Genomic DNA, 16,095 nt, shown 5'->3' on the forward strand with positions numbered 1-16,095 from the left:
AATGTCATGACTACGTGGAATGGTCGAGAGGATGAACATGAAATAGCCGACCTGGTAGACCCGGTAGACACGGAGAGAGAGAATATAGAGCTAGAACTGTTGTTGGATGGGATGCACCGAATGTACGGTCACGACTTCAGAAATTATGCAACACCTTCTATAAAGAGGAGAATACGGAATTTTATAAATGTATATGACTTGAGGAATATTTCTGCACTTCAGGAGAAAGTGCTCCACGACCGTTTAATGTTTGATCGCTTAGTTCATAGTTTATCTATTCCTGTTACGGAGATGTTTAGAGACCCGGAGTTATTCAAGTCATTCCGAGTGAACGTAGTTCCAATACTTCGTACTTATCCATATATTCGTATTTGGCATGCAGGATGTTCTACTGGAGAAGAAGTGTATTCTATGGCTATTCTCCTTTATGAAGAAGGACTCTATGATAAGACCCGTATTTATGCGACGGATATGAATAGCCAATCTTTGAAGCAAGCACAGACAGGAATATTCGGTATTGAGAAAATGAAATTGTACACGAATAATTATATTGAGGCTGGTGGGTCTCGTTCATTTTCGGAATATTACACAGCAAAGTATAACTCTGTTATTTTCAAACCGTTTTTACAAAAAAATATGATTTTTGCAGAACATAATCTAGCCACAGATCGTTCATTTAATGAGTTTAATGTTATCCTATGCCGAAATGTGATGATCTACTTTAATGATACGCTTAGAGATCGTGTGCATGGGTTGTTTCATGAGAGTCTGAACCGATTTGGGATACTTGTGCTGGGCTCGAAGGAATCGATTCAATACACAAAGTACGGAAGCTCATATGACGCACTGGACCGTGTGGAAAAAATATATCGTAAAATAAAATGAGAATGGAGGAGGGAATATTGGGGCTTCTTGAACCGATTCATATCCTTTTAGTAGATGATCGACCAGAAAATTTGCTCGCGCTCGAGGCTGTACTCGAGAGTGAACAATATGTTCTTGTAAAGGCAACATCAGGAGAAGAGGCATTGAGATGCCTCTTGAAGAATGAGTTTGCTGTGATCATTTTGGATGTGCAAATGCCTGGATTGGATGGAATCGAAACTGCAAAGTTAATTAAAGCTAGAGATAAGACGAAGGAAATTCCAATCATATTTGTTTCGGCGAACAGTAAAGAGGCGGAACATCTTTTCGCGGGTTACTCCGCTGGAGCTATAGATTATATGGTCAAGCCATTTATCCCACAAATTTTAAAATCTAAAATTGAGGGCTTTGTTAAAATGTATTTGACCAATAAGAAATATAAAACTCAAACGATGCTACTTCAACAAAAGACTCGTGAATTAGAAAAAATAAATCAGGAACTGATTCAGGCGAAGGAAGATGCAGAAGTTTCCGCCAATGCTAAAACAGAGTTCTTAGCTATGATGAGTCATGAAATTCGGACACCTATGAATGGTGTCATTGGAATGATTGATTTGTTAATGGAGACTGAATTACAAGAAGAGCAAAAGGAATATTCTGAAATCATTCGAAAGAGCGCAGATGCTCTTGTCGCCGTAATTAATGACGTATTAGACTTCACCAAAATGGAATCGGGGAAGATGGAACTCGAAGAACATCCATTTGAGGTGCAGGCCTGTGTGCAAGAAGTATTCAGTCTTTTCGCTATGGAAGCAGGTAAGAAGAACTTAGAGTTGGATTACTTTATGGATGAAGATATCCCTCAGGTTGTATACGGTGACATGAACCGACTTCGTCAAGTGCTTATTAATTTGATTTCTAACGCTATAAAGTTTACAAGTCAGGGTGGGGTATATCTCGTAGTGTCTCTTCAACAAAGTAATCAGGAGCATCTTACACTCGAGTTTACAGTGAAGGATACTGGAATTGGATTCTTAAATGATAAGCTGGACCAATTGTTTCTACCTTTCTCTCAACTTGATTCTTCCATGAACCGAAAGTATGGAGGTACAGGATTGGGTCTTGCAATATGTAAATCTATGGTTGAAATGATGGGTGGAGAAATTCGGGCTGAATCGATGGGTGTAGAGGGTGCCACCTTTATATTTAGTATTGTTGCTCGGTATTTAAATGATGATGAGCGTAAATTATGCTTTGAAGATAGTATAGGTCTACCTGTAACTAAAAGAGAGCATTTAGAGGCTAGCATTTTAATTGTGGATGATCATCCTGTGAACCAGAAACTTATGGTAAGTATGCTATATAAGATGGGACTGTCTGCGGACATAGCCGAAGATGGCTTGCAAGCCGTAGATATGGTCAAGAATCACAAGGGATACGACATTATATTCATGGATTTACAAATGCCTGTGATGGATGGGTTGGAAGCGACAGCGAAGATACGTGAATCCATCTCATTAACAAAAAGGCAACCTATTATTATTGCTATGACAGCTAATGTTATGGAGGGTATTGAACTGCGTTGTTCTGAGGCAGGGATGGACAATTATATCAGTAAACCATTGCAAATGAGTAGCATACAACAAATATTATCTCTCTATCAGAATCGGTCCGCTCTTAATTAAGTAGGAATTTATCTGTAATAAAGTTATAATTAACAATATCTATTTGAAAGCGATTTGTTTCAAATATCATTTAATAGGGTTATATTATTGGAAGTCTAAACCTACTTTTAGGGGAGAGTGTCTATGAATACAAATAAAAGTAAGAAGTTTAATGCTCAAGTAGAATCGAGCGATGGTGCATGTACGGTTTTCCTTTCTGGTGAACTAGATTTATCTGTTTCTCCAGAATTTCGTCTAGTTATGGAGCCATTGGTAGGAGATTCGAACGTTGATCTTATTATCGATTTGAAGGAATTGAAGTATATAGATAGTACGGGTATAGGGATATTATTATCTATCCTAAAGGTAAGACATAGTATGAGTTCCAAATTTATTGTACAAGAAGTCCCCCCGCAAATTCAGAAATTATTTGATATGACGGGGATTGCCAAGTTCTTTGAACCCAAAGAGAATTCCTAATAGGAAAGGATCGAAAAACAAATGAGTGGTGAAGTTCAGAAAGTGGTAATTACGTTACCAGCGAGTGCTGATTTTGTGGATGTCGTGAGATTGAATTTGTATGGAATTGCTTCAAAGATGGGTTTTTCTTATGAGGAAATTGAAGATATGAAGGTAGCTGTATCAGAGGCTTGTAACAATTCTATTCTTCATGCCTATGGGCAGGAAGGGGGAATTGTAGAAGTAACCTTTGAAATAAAAGGTGATATTTTATCTATTATCGTCAAGGATGAAGGGGAGATCTTTGAAGATATTAGCGCTCAAACTGAGGGTAAGACGTTGCATGATAAAGAACTTGATGATGTAGACATTGGGGGTCTTGGTTTTTATCTAATGCAGGCGCTTATGGATGATGTCAGCGTGGAAAACCGTGCGGGGAAGGGCACCCAAGTCATCCTTACTAAACGTATTCTGAGAAGTGAGGAAGCTGTATGAGTAATAATGTGACTCCCCCCGAGTCCATGAGCGAAGCAGTAAGTCTGATCTGGGAATACCAACAGACGCAAGATAACGAAATAGCGACTGTGCTTATAAAGAAATATAAACCGATGGTGAAGATGGCTTCAGGTAAAATCTCCCGTAATCGTCCTGATTTATACGAGGATTTATTTCAAGTGGGACAGATGGCGCTGATTCGCCTATTCAAACAATATGACATTAGTTTGGGAATTCCATTTGAGCCATATGCTATGAAGAGTATGATCGGACATATGAAGAACTACTTGCGAGATAAATCGTGGTATATTCAAGTCCCCCGAAGAATTAAGGAAAAGGGTGCTCAAGTTCAGCATGCTATTGATGAATTAACTGTCAAGTTCGAAAGGTCCCCTAATGTTCGAGAAATTGCCGAATATTTGAATCTCACGGATGAAGAGACCATTGAAGTGTTAGCAGGACGAGAATGTTATCATTATGTTTCATTGGATACACCACTCTCGCAGGAAGAGACTGGGGCAACCTTAGGTGAAATATTAAGTTCTGACGTCAATGATTACGATTCGGTTGAGAAACGAATGGACTTACAACAGGCCCTTAGTCATCTTAAGGAACAGGAACAACATGTATTGTTACTTGCTTTTCAAGATGGTGAATCACAACGCTCTATTGCTCAGAAATTAGGGATTTCGCAAATGAGTGTATCGAGAATTCAGAAGAAAGCAACGGAGAGGCTTAAGGAAGTTATGTCTAATTCCTTTTTATAAGAGGGAACTTATGAAGCAACAGAATAAGATACAGATTAATATCACCTTCGTCAGGACACGCTAATATTCTCTTAATGAGAATAAGGAGCGTGTCCTTTTTGATTCAAGAGTATGGGCCGAAGATTCCTTGCTTAAGGGATTCTTCAGACCCATTCTTATTAGATGTGAATAGGTTCATTTATAAGCATCAATGTATTTCTGTAAGTCCCCTAGATATTTACCAATCAGGGGCATATCAACGAATATACTCACGATATAACCTAGCATCCCTAGAAATACAAAGGTTCCTAGGGATAATCCCAGACCACGAGACAGACCTGCAGTGAAGTTGGTAATGATTCTCTTCTTAGGGTTGGAATAGTTCTCAACGATATCTTTAAATTCAGCTTTATCAAGCATTTGGGCAATTTGGTCAAGTCTTGAATTAAGACGCTTAACTTCATGTCTGAGCTCGAAAGGATGTTCATCTATTTCATAGGTTCTGATTTTAGTCATAAGACTTCCTCACTTTCTTTTACAATTTTAGAATGGCGTTCCAAAAAGAAGAATTATATAGTCGTTTCTTCTTATGGAAAAACTTAAATTACGAATGATGGATACAAAAATAGCCAGCTAAAAGCCGGCTATTTTTGCGGAAATGAATAGATTAAAGATTTGTTGCGTTTAGTTCTTTATGAACATCTTTGGCAGCTTCTTTGGAACTATCCATAACTTCCTTGGTGGCAATGACTACTTCTCCTGATACATCCGCGGCTGAACTTTTTACAGTATCTACGATGCTTTGCGTACCTATAACAACACTTTTAGCTACGCCAGTAGATTTGGTAGAGACGTTCTTAGCGAACTCAGATGCCTTATCACCCACAACAGATGCAACTTCCTTTGTTTTGTCAGTTACAAGAGATAGCTTATCGTTCAAATCTCCACGTAGTTCGTTACCTGGCTTGGGGGCAAACAATAGGGCTGCTGCCGCACCAATTAATCCACCAATTAATGCTCCTTTAAAGAACGTGTTATTACTTTGAACTGGACAGTCTTTTTCTTCTTGATTCATCTTAAATCACTCCTCAATAATTTTGTTAATATATTTTAAGTGTATCGCAAATTTAGGCAGCACGTCTGAATAAACGGCTGAGTAGACCTAGAAGGAAAACAAAAATTGCTGTTCCTAGAATAGCGGGTATTACTGCAAATCCCCCCACATGGGGACCCCAGCTTCCGAATAACGAAGCTCCGATCCATGCTCCTACGAAACCAGCGATCATAGATCCCAGTAAGCCACCGGGCATATTATTACCTACCAGCGCATCGCCGATGAATCCAATAATAATAGCCATTACTATACTAATAATTATACCCCACATGGAAATGGCCTCCTTGTATCCAATGTTATGGTGTTTCCGTCTGTCTTACTTAGTATTTAAACTAAAGAAGGAATGATGAAACATGATCTATACAATAATAATCCTATTCTGAGTGAGGGAAAGTAATACACTTATAGGAAGAAACTTATTGGATAATTATAGAATGATTGAAGTGCCATTGTGAAGGGTATGTAATAGTTATCCAATCTTGACAATCAACTTATGTAAACTATGGAGGTGTATGAAATGATTAAAATAATAACTTCAGCAGAACGCCATACTTCGGAAAAAGGGTGGATTCATAGTGAATTTAGTTTTTCCTTTGCAGATTATGAAGATCCGAGTAATTCCCACTTCGGTTGTCTACTGGCCCATAATGATAATCAGCTACAACCACAGAAAGGTTTTAGGAAACATCCACATCATGATTTAGAGATCGTAAGTTATATCATCTCGGGTACGTTACAGCATGAGGACGACTTAGGAAATATACACTTACTAGAAGCGGGTACTGTTCAGGTGATAAGTGCTGGAACGGGTTTAAGCCATTCCGAGTTCAATCCTTCGGCAGCAGAACCTGTTCGTTTCTTGCAGATGTGGTTTCTACCATCCCTTTCAAGGCTGGAACCGAAATGGGAGTATAGAAGTTTTTCCGAAGAAACAAGAACGAATCAATGGAATCCGATAATTGTTGGTCAGGACGTCATTCAGGAGAACGATCAATCTTTACGTATCCGTCAAGATGTGTCAATTTACTTACCAATTCTAGAGACAGGAAAAGAACTCGTATTTCCTCAAAAGGAAGATAGGAGAACACATATATTCCTCATTTCAGGGAATTTAGAAATTGAATGTGAAGATGGCATCTTTCATTTAGAGCCGGGAGATGCTGCCAGAATTCATAAAGCTTGTGATTTGCATATAAAAGGAAATGGTAGTGAAGGACCATCAGAATTTATTCTGGTGGATATTCCATAAAGGTCATATTCTCCTAACCCATGATCCACTTATTAAGTGGATCATGGGTAGGAGACCTTTTGGCGATCTACGTATTATTACGATTGACGGCGTAACCTTCCGAGCTCTGTCACAAGAGATTCAACTTCCGAGATACTTAGGTTATTCTTTTTCATGACTAAGTCGTGTATATCTTGAATATCCTCGTATTGTTCTACTGAAAACGCGGAAGCTTGCATTGCTGCTCCGCTTGCCATTCTTAACTTTGTTTTAATTTCTTCAATCATAAGTTCAATGTTCTCTGGTGTTTTTTTTGATAAATCCATATGATAGAACCATCCTCTCTTAATAAAAAAATATACTTCCTGTATTGTATCATGTCTAACTACTCATCACCATTTCTCGGAAGTTATATCTGTTCAAGACTGAGTCTTGGATTCATAGTATTTAAGGAAATATACAGAAAGAAGGGTTAGTTATGGAAAATGCATTATGCAATGGAAATACAATTTGTTATAGGGAGCAGGGTCAGGGAGAAGCTCTAGTACTTTTACATGGATATTGTGGAAGTTCTGAATATTGGGATAAAGTAGTGCCGTTGTTATCAGGTCATTATCGCTGTATTATACCGGACTTGCGAGGTCACGGACGTTCGGATGCTCCAATGGGGGCGTATAGGATTGAGCAAATGGCGGATGACATTGTTTATTTATTAGATAAATTAGAGGTTCCCAAAGTGGTACTTTTAGGTCACTCATTAGGCGGATATATTACCCTTTCGTTTGCTCAGCGTTATGAGTCTCGTCTGAATGGCTTTGGACTTATTCACTCTACAGCTTTTCCTGACAGTGAAGAGGCTAGGGAGAAGCGATTACATGCAGTAAGTACCATTCAAACACAAGGGATAAATTCTCTTGTTGATGGCATGATTCCATCGCTCTTTGCTCCAGATCATGTGAATGCGCATCCAGAATGGTTAAATAGTGCTAAAGAAATTGGCTACAGAACCCCTCCACAGGGAGCAATTGGAGTTGCTATGGCTATGCGTGAACGTCCGGATCGCAGGGATGTTCTTTCTGAAACAGCCCTTCCAGTACTACTTATCGCGGGGGAGAAGGATGGTATTATACCTTCGGAGCGTACATTTACCGTAGACCAGCCTAATGTAACCCAAGCAACGATTGCAGGAGTAGGACATATGAGTATGATGGAAGCGCCTGATCAGTTGGCGGGGCATATCATAACCTTTTTGAATAAGGTGAAGTCTAACTAGGATGTTATACAAAAGTTAATATATACCCGGAGGTTATTTGAACTTCCGGGTTTCTTTGCGAGATATGATAATCTATGATGGGCTATTTATCCGACATAGTTACTGGCTTTGCTGGTGTGAATAACTTACAATCTAGATAAATGAAAAAAATGCGGGAAATTAGGAAGCTTTTGGAGGAGGTTGAACATGTTTCGTAATGATTATGTTCTCAGAATGATTGATGATATGACCCAAATGATCGCCAAAGTATTCGATTTGAAAAAAGAAAGAAAGTTTACAGAGGCGCTGTGGGAAATCGATGAGCTACTTAGTACGCGGTTCTTCATGAACTCACGCTTGTTAAATTCATTACCAACAGAAGAAATTACAAATATGTGTACTTTTGGGGATGCTGTTGAGTCTGATAAGCTGCAAGGTGTGGCTTACCTTCTATTTGAAGAGGGGAAGATCTACTCGGAGCAAGGGCAAATAGACGAAGGTTTGACTAGGTATATGAAAGCATTGCATCTTTTTTTGGTTGCAGATCATCATGGCGCGAACAATGAATTAATCAATCTTCCTCATCAGATCCAAAATATACTTAAAGCCGTTGATGGCTACCGTCTTCCGCTAAGAACTGAACTTTTGTTGTACGCTTACCAAGAGAAAGTAGGCAATTATGCCGAAGCAGAGAATGGATTGTTTCGCCTTTTGGAACAAGGTGGGATAGATCCAGAGGAGGGACTCTTATTCTATGAACGTCTTAAGGAAAAGGATGATGAAAGACTGGAGCAAGGGAGATTGCCACGGAGCGAACTAGGTGAAGGGCTCATGGAAATAAAGCAAAGAATTCTATAGAAGACATTTGGATGAGCCAGTACAATATGGTATGGTAGCGGAAAAGATAAATCAATGAAAGTGAGATGTACCCTCTTGGAATCATTACACAAACTAATACACCAACTTATGAATAACTCTACTATCATTATGGCAAGCTTGAGCCAACTGCGTAAGAAAGAGGGCATTCCATATACGAAAGTTCAGATTAAGCCAGTAGAACTAAAGAAAGACCTTTATTATCAGTTTTCTTATTATGAAAGCAATAAGGTTGTCCACAAAAATGTACTGGCAGAAGAAGCAGCACAGGTTATGGAGGAACTACTCGAACAGACCTTTCGTCAAGGAATCATTTGTACCCCTGATGCTGACTACCAGATCTTAGTCAGCAAGAAATATAAAGTATCGATATTAACGAAATCGCCAACCAAAAGTGAAGTTGATTTATCTCATAATCGCAAAAAGCAGTATGTACTTGAGGAAGGACAGCCTATTCCATTTCTTGTGGAGCTTGGGATTATGAATGATCAAGGTAAGGTGCTAGCGCGTAAATACGATAAGTTTAAACAAATCAATCGCTTTCTCGAGATGGTTGAGGATGTACTTCCCAATCTGCCTGAAGGGCGTCCGCTAACGATCTTGGATTTCGGTTGTGGGAAATCGTATTTAACATTTGCTTTGTATCATTATTTAGCCATTCAGGAAAAAAGACCGTTGAACGTGGTTGGACTAGATTTGAAATCGGATGTCATAGAACATTGTAATAATCTAGCTAACAAGCTTGCGTATAGTAATCTGAAGTTTCTCGTCGGGGATATTGTGGACTACAACGAATTAGATAAAGTTGATATGGTGGTCACCCTTCATGCTTGTGATACGGCAACAGATGCGGCGCTAGAAAAAGCCATTCGCTGGGATGCATCTGTTATTCTATCCGTACCCTGTTGCCAGCATGAACTATTCTCACAAGTGAAGAATCCTGTGTTAGATCCACTTCTATCGCATGGGATATTGAAGGAACGCTTCTCAGCACTTGCAACAGATGCTGTACGCGCGAAACTATTAGATTTAATGGGATATCGAACGCAATTGTTAGAGTTTATTGACATGGAGCATACACCTAAGAATATTCTGATTCGTGCGGTAAAAGGGGAAAGCGGAGATCGTACTCAGCTGTGGAAGGAGTATACGGAATTTCGAGATTTCCTCCATATATCGCCGTATTTAGAAAAGGTTTGCGGAGATCTCCTGCCCTCTGATTAAGCTAGCGAACGTCAACCCCCAAAGGCATCGCGAAAAGCATGACATAGCTTTCCTTGTTCGACCTGCCATAATGAAGCTAACTCTTCGGCTACTTCACGCTCCCACCATTGGTAGAGCAACTTTCGATTGCTGTGATTTTCGTGAATCCAGATCAGATTTCCGATGACTTTGCGGTAGTAGAATTCTTCACCTTCTTTAAGTAACGGATCTGGAATATGTGTCTTCATCCGTTTGATGGTACGGTAGAGCTCTTTAATACAGGCTCTCCGTATTCCTCGTGGCGTTGGAAGGGGCATATCTTTCTTCGACGTGTGATTAGGGGGCAACAACCTCACTCCTCTCATTCCACAACGTATGCTTGAAGATAGACGGAAGACACAGAGGAATTGGCAATTGGGCTCAAGTAGAAGGTATGTCCCATCCTATGTTAGAATAGAATTTAGAATAGAAATGAGAAATACGATCTTTAACTAACTAATATATAGCGAAAGAGGGGCCAGAGTGGGAATTATTACTGACATTATTAATCAATTATTTCAATGGATTCAAGGTTTAGGCTATTTCGGTATTATGTTTGGGTTGATGCTTGAAGTCATACCGAGTGAAATTGTACTTGCCTACGGAGGATATCTAGTATCTACTGGACAAATTAGTTTCTGGGGTGCTGTTTTATTCGGAACCATTGGTGGAGTGATCGCCCAAATATTCGTGTATTGGATTGGTCGTTATGGTGGTCGACCTATACTTGAGAAATATGGAAAATACATTTTTATTCATAAGAAACAGATTGACGCTTCAGAAGCATGGTTTGAGAAATATGGTACAGGTGTGATCTTTACAGCACGGTTTATCCCAATCGTTCGGCATGCGATTTCGATTCCAGCAGGAATAACTCGAATGAATCTTGGCAAATTCACATTATTAACGACACTTGCTGTTATTCCGTGGTCTATCTTATTCGTTTATCTCGGGAAATACTTAGGGAATAATTGGGAGAATATTGATGAAGTAGCAGGGCCTTATATTACTCCAATTCTCTTAGTCGCACTTGCTTTATTAATTGTGTACTTCCTAGTGAAATGGGTCAAATCCAATAAGAGAGGAATCAAATCATGACAACTAATTTAGCGCACAAACTAAGAACAGGGATTTCTCCCCAACAGTTTATGGAAGGTATGCAAAAGAATAAAGAAACATTTCAATCCAACTATGAGGAATTTACATGGGATAAGCCAGAAGAACGTGAATTTTTCGGGAGTTTGAATCATCGCGATGACTTACGGGTTCTTATTCTTGCTGCAGATTGGTGCGGAGATGTCGTTCGTAATGTACCTGTAGTATTTCATGCGTTAGAAACTGCTGGTATTCCTACGGAGGTATTGATTCTTGAAGAGAACTTTGATGTCATGGATCAATTCCTAACGATGGGTGGAAGATCAGTTCCTGTGGTTATCTTCTTAGATACTGGAGGGCATGTTCTCGGTCAATGGGGCCCTCGTCCGAAGCATGTCCAGAAATATATGGTTGCCTTTAAACAGGAGAATCCAGATCGTGAAGCGTCAGGTTATGCTGAGAACATGGCTGTTGTGCGTTCGCAAATGATCGAAGCTTATGGAGAAGGAGTCGATATCCGTACAGTTATTCTTAAAGAACTGCGCGAATTGATATCGGGAATATAAGATCCTATGTTGAAAATTGAAAGTTACTCCCTAGGCCCACTACAGACGAACGCATATTTATTGATTAATGAAGAAGAGCGTAAGGCTGTTATTATTGATCCGGGTATGAATCCTGGAGCGCTCATTAAAAAAATTGAAAATTTGGAGATTGAGGCTATTCTCCTAACCCACGCACATTTCGATCATATGGGTGGAGTTGATGAGATCCGCAAACTTAAAGGATGCCCAGTCTATTTGCATGATTTGGAAAGCGAATGGCTGACGAATCCCAAATTGAATGGTTCAACGAATTGGCCACAGGTCACTACACCACTATCGACTGATCCTGCTGAATACGATCTTGCTGGAGGTCAACAATTGGATCTGATTGGACACCAGTTCTCGGTGTATCATACACCAGGGCATTCTCCCGGAAGCGTTAGTTTCCTTTGTGGAAATGATCTTTTTTCAGGAGATGTATTATTTCGGCTTGGGGTTGGACGTACCGATCTTCATGGTGGAAGAGAGCGGGATCTGTTAGATTCAATACACAATACATTATTTACGCTAAAGGACGAAGTGAAAGTATATCCTGGTCATGGACAACGAACAACGATCGGATATGAACGTGCTAATAACCCGTATGTGTAGTGATAATAGTGAATGATCAAAAGATGACTTTTTGAACAACCTCTAATAAATACCTGTACAAGAGATGACAATTTTGTTACAATATCATTAGTAGAATATTAGAACCACAATGAGAAAGCACGCAAGCTGAGGATCAATTCCGGTTTGCGTGTTTTATTTTGTTGTGGATTTTGTGCTCAATACTAAAACTAGTTCTTAAAAACTATTTGTGTAAGATGACCGCTACGATGGCGGATTGTCCTTCCAATCGCTGTTGCCATCGGATTTCTTGATTGTTTACCGCTGATAGCTGTAGAAATCCGATGGCAAAGGCGACCGCTAACGCTTCTCCAGGACAATTCCGTCATCTTCGCTACAATCTATCATTCAATATTTTTCAAGCACCGTTATAGTTTTGAGTCTTTTTCTGTTTTATCTATCGATTCAAGGAAAATTCCTGCGATAGCTTTCGCAGGAATAGGGCTCTAATTTAAAAATATAGATATAGCGAATGTATCCATCTGATTCTGCGATCTTTAGCCATAATAAGAGAGAGTGGATTGGATGAAGCGGAGAAGTAGGAAGCAGCGAAGATGACGGAATTGTCCTGAAGAAGCGATAGCGTTCGCCTTTGCCGTCTGATTTCAACTGCTATGAGCGGTATACAAATCAAGAAATCGGAGGGCAACAGCGATCGTAAGGACAATCCGTTATCGTAGCGGCATACTACACCAATGTGTATGGACTTTTTCGGTGGCCTCGTATGGTATTGAGCTTTTTTAGGATTTTTATTAAAAGATAAATGAACGAAACGATCAACCTATTCGTATTATATATGTCGCTGATGGAAGTGGGGGTTGAAGATGAGGGCAGAGGAACGGAATAGAGTGAAACTTGCGCAGCGAGGAGATGCTGACGTTCTAGCGAATTTGCTACATGAACATTACGCTTTTCTATATAAATACTTAGTGAAGGTTACGATGGATCCTGTTATGGCTGAGGACCTCACTCAAGATACAATGCTCCGCTGTATTGAGAAGATAAATTTATACGATGGCACCTCGGCCTTCTCCTCTTGGCTCATGACGATAGGAACTCGTATTTATATGGATCAAATGCGGCGCAAGAAGACAGAGAAAAGTTGGCTTGTTAAGGAACAAGGAATTCGTCAGATCCGCTGGCAGTTTGAGAGTAGGAACGAGGAGTGGAGCGATGTACTAGAATCCTTAGCCAAATTGTCTACAGAGCATCGAGTGGCTGTGTTGCTTAAGCACTACTATGGATATACATACGAAGAAATGGGAGAGATACTCTCTATACCTTCAGGAACGGCTAAATCAAGAGTTGCAAGTGCCGTTGGTCAACTAAGAAAGGAGATGAGTTAACCATGAATCGGAAAGATCAAGATGGAACAGAAGAAATAATCTTAATGGAATTACGTCAAAGTTTAGACAGAATGGATCATGTGCTTGATGTTCCATCGATACTATCCAAGGAACAATTGAAAGTTCACATTAATAAACGATGGAAAAGGCGTCGCTTGTCCATGATGATTGAATTGCTAATATTCTGGTTAGTCTCATTATTCGTCGTTGGCAGCGGAATGTTATTGGCTTATTCGGCTCCTTGGATTCTTTGGGTTATTCAGGGGATAAGTTTTGTTGCGGCTTTCGTTCTGGTGATACACTTCATCATTCATCGAAGAAAAGAGGGGATAGGATGAGTGAACTTAAGGAAATACCCATATGGCTCATCACAACGATTGTACCGATTCTTCTAGTCCAAGGAACGTGGATGTTTCTGGATGCTGGCAAATGGGGAAAGTGGCGATGGTTCTGGGGAATATGGGGTTTGATAAATACGCCTCTACCCCTATTAATATATCTCTTTTTCGTTAGGTTTCCCGATAATCGTAAGAAACGTCATTCGAGAGAGGATGAGTAATATGGATATAACGGTGAACTGGCTATTAATTCTTCCTATTCTGATTCTACAGCTTGTTCTTGCGGTGATCGGCCTGATCTCGCTATCAAAAGCAGAACATGTACGTGGACCTAAGTGGGTATGGGTTTTGATTATTGTATGTGGAAATATGATGGGGAGTATCCTCTACTTTGTTATTGGAAGGAAAGATGTGTAATGGATGTATTAAAAATCACCCAGTTGACTAAGGATTTTGGCAAGGAAAGTGCAGTTAGAGGGCTAACATTTCAGCTGGAACAAGGGAAATGTGTTGCTTTACTAGGTGCTAATGGTGCAGGCAAGACAACGACATTACGTATGCTTGCAGGGCTTCTGCAGCCAACATCAGGTCATATAGCCTTTGGTGAGAATCATGATAGTCTTATAGATTATCGTAAGTTACTTGGCTATTTGCCTCAGCAACCTACATTTTATGGTTGGATGTCAGGACGAGAGTACATTCGTTTCGCGGCAAGACTTAGTGGAATGGAAAAGAAGGACGCAGACTACCATTCAGAAGTTGTCCTGGAGAAAGTGGGCTTACAAGATGCAGCTAGACGCCGGATATCCGGATATTCTGGTGGGATGAAACAGCGTCTGGGACTTGCACAGGCACTTGTTCATAAGCCAAGACTATTGTTACTTGATGAACCGGTATCTGCCCTCGATCCTATTGGACGACGGGAAGTAATTAACCTTCTTCGTCAAATAAAAGAAGAGACAACGGTTCTATTCTCTACACATGTACTACATGATGCTGAGGAAATCTGTGATGATATCCTCGTGATGGCGAAGGGGCAGTTAGTCGAGCAGGGAACCCTGACATCTTTAAGAGAAAAGTATCGCCAGCCTCTCGTGATTGTACAAGTGGAGAGGGAACAAGCCGCATTATCGTGGCTTAATTCATTGAAAAGCAAACCTTATGTAATAGAGGCGGAAATAAAAGGGGATATTGCGGAATTAACGGTTCATGAACTTGGATCTGCAAGGGATGAGCTAATAAGAGATGCTGCCGAGAAACGAATCCCCCTAATGAGGTTAGAAGCAGGCAGTTCATCCTTAGAAGATATGTTTGTGAAAGTGGTGAGTGAACAATGAAGGGAACATGGATATTTTATCGAAAAGAAATGCTGGAAATGTCTCGTAGTTTTAAGCTTCTCTGGATCCCCATTGTCTTTGCAATATTAGGAATCATGCAGCCGGTCGTTAGCCTATATATGCCGGAAATATTGAAGATGTCTGGAGGAGTACCGCCAGAGATGTTCTCGCTGTACGAGATCCCATCATCACCAGAGGTTATGATTCAAGTATTGAGCCAATATAGCACACTGGGCGTGCTGATCCTCGTACTTGCAGGTATGAATAGCGTATCGGGAGAACGCTACGGGGGCACAGCGGAGTTAATTATGGTACGACCTATTTCATGTGTATCTATTATTATTTCGAAATGGCTTGCTCAATCTACCCAGTTACTTATGGCCTTTGGCATTGGATATACAGTAGCATTCTTTTATACCTATCAAATGATCGGGGCATTTTCTTGGAAGAGTGCTGTAGCATCATTTGGATTGTATGGTCTTTGGCTTATGTTGGCGGTTACTCTTACGCTACTGTTTAGTACTATTTTGCGGGGAGCAGCTGCGGCCTTCGTCACGTTATCTATTTTAGCGCTTCTTTCCCTCTTACAAGGAATCTTGCCTACTTGGTTTACTTGGAGTCCTGCCCGATTAACCTCTCTTGCTGCAGAGGCAATGATGGGTAATGCGCTTCCGGTTTCTACAGTGGTTGTGTGTTGCTTGATTACTGTAGGCATAATTATTGTAACACTTCTCAGTTCATCTCATTTACTCCAAAGACGAGTACTTCCCAATTAGTAACTTTTCTCCTAATAGCTTACCGTAGACATCACTATCTTTTTTTAGT

At 40.1% G+C, this 16,095-nt stretch carries 23 protein-coding genes; 18 read left to right on the plus strand and 5 right to left on the minus strand.

Annotation, left to right across the window (positions count from 1 at the left end):
* Positions 1–6: 6 nt before the first annotated feature.
* The 5 genes from ACP8HI_RS26785 (at position 7) to ACP8HI_RS26805 (ending at position 4,249) form a co-directional block, all read left to right on the plus strand.
* Complete coding sequence (locus tag ACP8HI_RS26785) at positions 7–885, plus strand: CheR family methyltransferase (RefSeq protein WP_438349106.1); 879 nt, start codon at positions 7–9, stop codon at positions 883–885.
* Between the two features lie 17 nt (positions 886–902).
* The gene (locus tag ACP8HI_RS26790) at positions 903–2,549 is read left to right on the plus strand and encodes a response regulator (protein WP_438352009.1); all 1,647 of its coding nucleotides are present in this window, start codon (positions 903–905) and stop codon (positions 2,547–2,549) included.
* A 123-nt stretch (positions 2,550–2,672) separates the two neighbouring features.
* Positions 2,673–3,008 carry an STAS domain-containing protein gene (locus ACP8HI_RS26795; protein WP_438349107.1) on the plus strand — a complete coding sequence of 112 codons (336 nt, stop codon included), beginning with the start codon at positions 2,673–2,675 and terminating at the stop codon, positions 3,006–3,008.
* Between the two features lie 21 nt (positions 3,009–3,029).
* Positions 3,030–3,482, plus strand: a complete 453-nt coding sequence (gene rsbW, locus ACP8HI_RS26800; protein ID WP_438349108.1) for an anti-sigma B factor RsbW — start codon at positions 3,030–3,032, stop codon at positions 3,480–3,482.
* Positions 3,479–4,249 carry a sigma-70 family RNA polymerase sigma factor gene (locus tag ACP8HI_RS26805; RefSeq protein ID WP_438349109.1) on the plus strand — a complete coding sequence of 257 codons (771 nt, stop codon included), beginning with the start codon at positions 3,479–3,481 and terminating at the stop codon, positions 4,247–4,249. The genes rsbW and ACP8HI_RS26805 overlap by 4 nt, the downstream gene beginning before the upstream one ends.
* Before the next feature lie 174 nt (positions 4,250–4,423).
* Here ACP8HI_RS26805 and ACP8HI_RS26810 read toward each other — a convergent pair whose 3' ends face one another.
* From ACP8HI_RS26810 to ACP8HI_RS26820, 3 genes are all read right to left on the minus strand, one after another.
* Positions 4,424–4,744: a DUF5665 domain-containing protein gene (locus ACP8HI_RS26810; protein ID WP_438349110.1), complete on the minus strand. Its 321-nt coding sequence runs from the start codon at positions 4,742–4,744 to the stop codon at positions 4,424–4,426.
* Between the two features lie 151 nt (positions 4,745–4,895).
* A complete protein-coding gene (locus ACP8HI_RS26815; RefSeq protein ID WP_438349111.1) occupies positions 4,896–5,303 on the minus strand; it encodes a YtxH domain-containing protein in 408 nt (135 codons plus the stop codon).
* Between the two features lie 52 nt (positions 5,304–5,355).
* Positions 5,356–5,613 (minus strand): GlsB/YeaQ/YmgE family stress response membrane protein, encoded by a 258-nt coding sequence (locus ACP8HI_RS26820; RefSeq protein ID WP_438349112.1) that lies wholly within the window; start codon positions 5,611–5,613, stop codon positions 5,356–5,358.
* 246 nt (positions 5,614–5,859) lie between these two features.
* Between ACP8HI_RS26820 and ACP8HI_RS26825 the strand changes: the two genes are divergently transcribed.
* Positions 5,860–6,591, plus strand: coding sequence for a pirin family protein (locus ACP8HI_RS26825; RefSeq protein ID WP_438349113.1), 732 nt, complete (start codon positions 5,860–5,862; stop codon positions 6,589–6,591).
* A 77-nt stretch (positions 6,592–6,668) separates the two neighbouring features.
* Here the strand turns inward: ACP8HI_RS26825 and ACP8HI_RS26830 are convergent, their stop codons facing one another.
* Positions 6,669–6,896, minus strand: coding sequence for a DUF1128 domain-containing protein (locus ACP8HI_RS26830; RefSeq protein WP_438349114.1), 228 nt, complete (start codon positions 6,894–6,896; stop codon positions 6,669–6,671).
* 152 nt (positions 6,897–7,048) lie between these two features.
* Between ACP8HI_RS26830 and ACP8HI_RS26835 the strand changes: the two genes are divergently transcribed.
* From ACP8HI_RS26835 to ACP8HI_RS26845, 3 genes are all read left to right on the plus strand, one after another.
* Positions 7,049–7,843 (plus strand): alpha/beta fold hydrolase, encoded by a 795-nt coding sequence (locus ACP8HI_RS26835; protein ID WP_438349115.1) that lies wholly within the window; start codon positions 7,049–7,051, stop codon positions 7,841–7,843.
* 186 nt (positions 7,844–8,029) lie between these two features.
* Positions 8,030–8,680 (plus strand): DUF6483 family protein, encoded by a 651-nt coding sequence (locus ACP8HI_RS26840; protein ID WP_438349116.1) that lies wholly within the window; start codon positions 8,030–8,032, stop codon positions 8,678–8,680.
* A 75-nt stretch (positions 8,681–8,755) separates the two neighbouring features.
* Positions 8,756–9,922, plus strand: coding sequence for a class I SAM-dependent methyltransferase (locus tag ACP8HI_RS26845; protein WP_438349117.1), 1,167 nt, complete (start codon positions 8,756–8,758; stop codon positions 9,920–9,922).
* A gap of 11 nt (positions 9,923–9,933) precedes the next feature.
* Here the strand turns inward: ACP8HI_RS26845 and ACP8HI_RS26850 are convergent, their stop codons facing one another.
* Entirely contained in the window at positions 9,934–10,248 is a 315-nt protein-coding gene (locus ACP8HI_RS26850; protein ID WP_438349118.1) for a hypothetical protein, read from the minus strand.
* A 175-nt stretch (positions 10,249–10,423) separates the two neighbouring features.
* On the opposite strand from ACP8HI_RS26850, the gene ACP8HI_RS26855 reads away from it, so the two are divergent.
* The 9 genes from ACP8HI_RS26855 to ACP8HI_RS26895 all read left to right on the plus strand — a co-directional run bounded on the left by ACP8HI_RS26855 (position 10,424) and on the right by ACP8HI_RS26895 (position 16,046).
* Positions 10,424–11,038, plus strand: a complete 615-nt coding sequence (locus tag ACP8HI_RS26855) for a DedA family protein (protein WP_438349119.1) — start codon at positions 10,424–10,426, stop codon at positions 11,036–11,038.
* Positions 11,035–11,601, plus strand: a complete 567-nt coding sequence (locus ACP8HI_RS26860) for a thioredoxin family protein (protein ID WP_438349120.1) — start codon at positions 11,035–11,037, stop codon at positions 11,599–11,601. The genes ACP8HI_RS26855 and ACP8HI_RS26860 overlap by 4 nt, the downstream gene beginning before the upstream one ends.
* Positions 11,602–11,607: 6 nt before the next feature.
* Positions 11,608–12,231 (plus strand): MBL fold metallo-hydrolase, encoded by a 624-nt coding sequence (locus ACP8HI_RS26865; protein WP_438349121.1) that lies wholly within the window; start codon positions 11,608–11,610, stop codon positions 12,229–12,231.
* An 842-nt stretch (positions 12,232–13,073) separates the two neighbouring features.
* Positions 13,074–13,595: an RNA polymerase sigma factor SigY gene (gene sigY, locus ACP8HI_RS26870; protein WP_438349122.1), complete on the plus strand. Its 522-nt coding sequence runs from the start codon at positions 13,074–13,076 to the stop codon at positions 13,593–13,595.
* 2 nt (positions 13,596–13,597) lie between these two features.
* Complete coding sequence (locus ACP8HI_RS26875; protein ID WP_438349123.1) at positions 13,598–13,933, plus strand: YxlC family protein; 336 nt, start codon at positions 13,598–13,600, stop codon at positions 13,931–13,933.
* The gene (locus ACP8HI_RS26880) at positions 13,930–14,154 is read left to right on the plus strand and encodes a sigmaY antisigma factor component (protein ID WP_438349124.1); all 225 of its coding nucleotides are present in this window, start codon (positions 13,930–13,932) and stop codon (positions 14,152–14,154) included. The genes ACP8HI_RS26875 and ACP8HI_RS26880 overlap by 4 nt, the downstream gene beginning before the upstream one ends.
* Before the next feature lie 13 nt (positions 14,155–14,167).
* Positions 14,168–14,350 carry a PLD nuclease N-terminal domain-containing protein gene (locus ACP8HI_RS26885; RefSeq protein WP_438349125.1) on the plus strand — a complete coding sequence of 61 codons (183 nt, stop codon included), beginning with the start codon at positions 14,168–14,170 and terminating at the stop codon, positions 14,348–14,350.
* Positions 14,350–15,270, plus strand: a complete 921-nt coding sequence (locus tag ACP8HI_RS26890) for an ATP-binding cassette domain-containing protein (protein ID WP_438349126.1) — start codon at positions 14,350–14,352, stop codon at positions 15,268–15,270. The genes ACP8HI_RS26885 and ACP8HI_RS26890 overlap by 1 nt, the downstream gene beginning before the upstream one ends.
* Complete coding sequence (locus ACP8HI_RS26895; protein WP_438349127.1) at positions 15,267–16,046, plus strand: ABC transporter permease subunit; 780 nt, start codon at positions 15,267–15,269, stop codon at positions 16,044–16,046. The genes ACP8HI_RS26890 and ACP8HI_RS26895 overlap by 4 nt, the downstream gene beginning before the upstream one ends.
* Positions 16,047–16,095 lie beyond the last annotated feature (49 nt).

The organism is Paenibacillus sp. FA6 (assembly GCF_051550225.1).
GTDB lineage: Bacteria > Bacillota > Bacilli > Paenibacillales > Paenibacillaceae > Paenibacillus_AQ.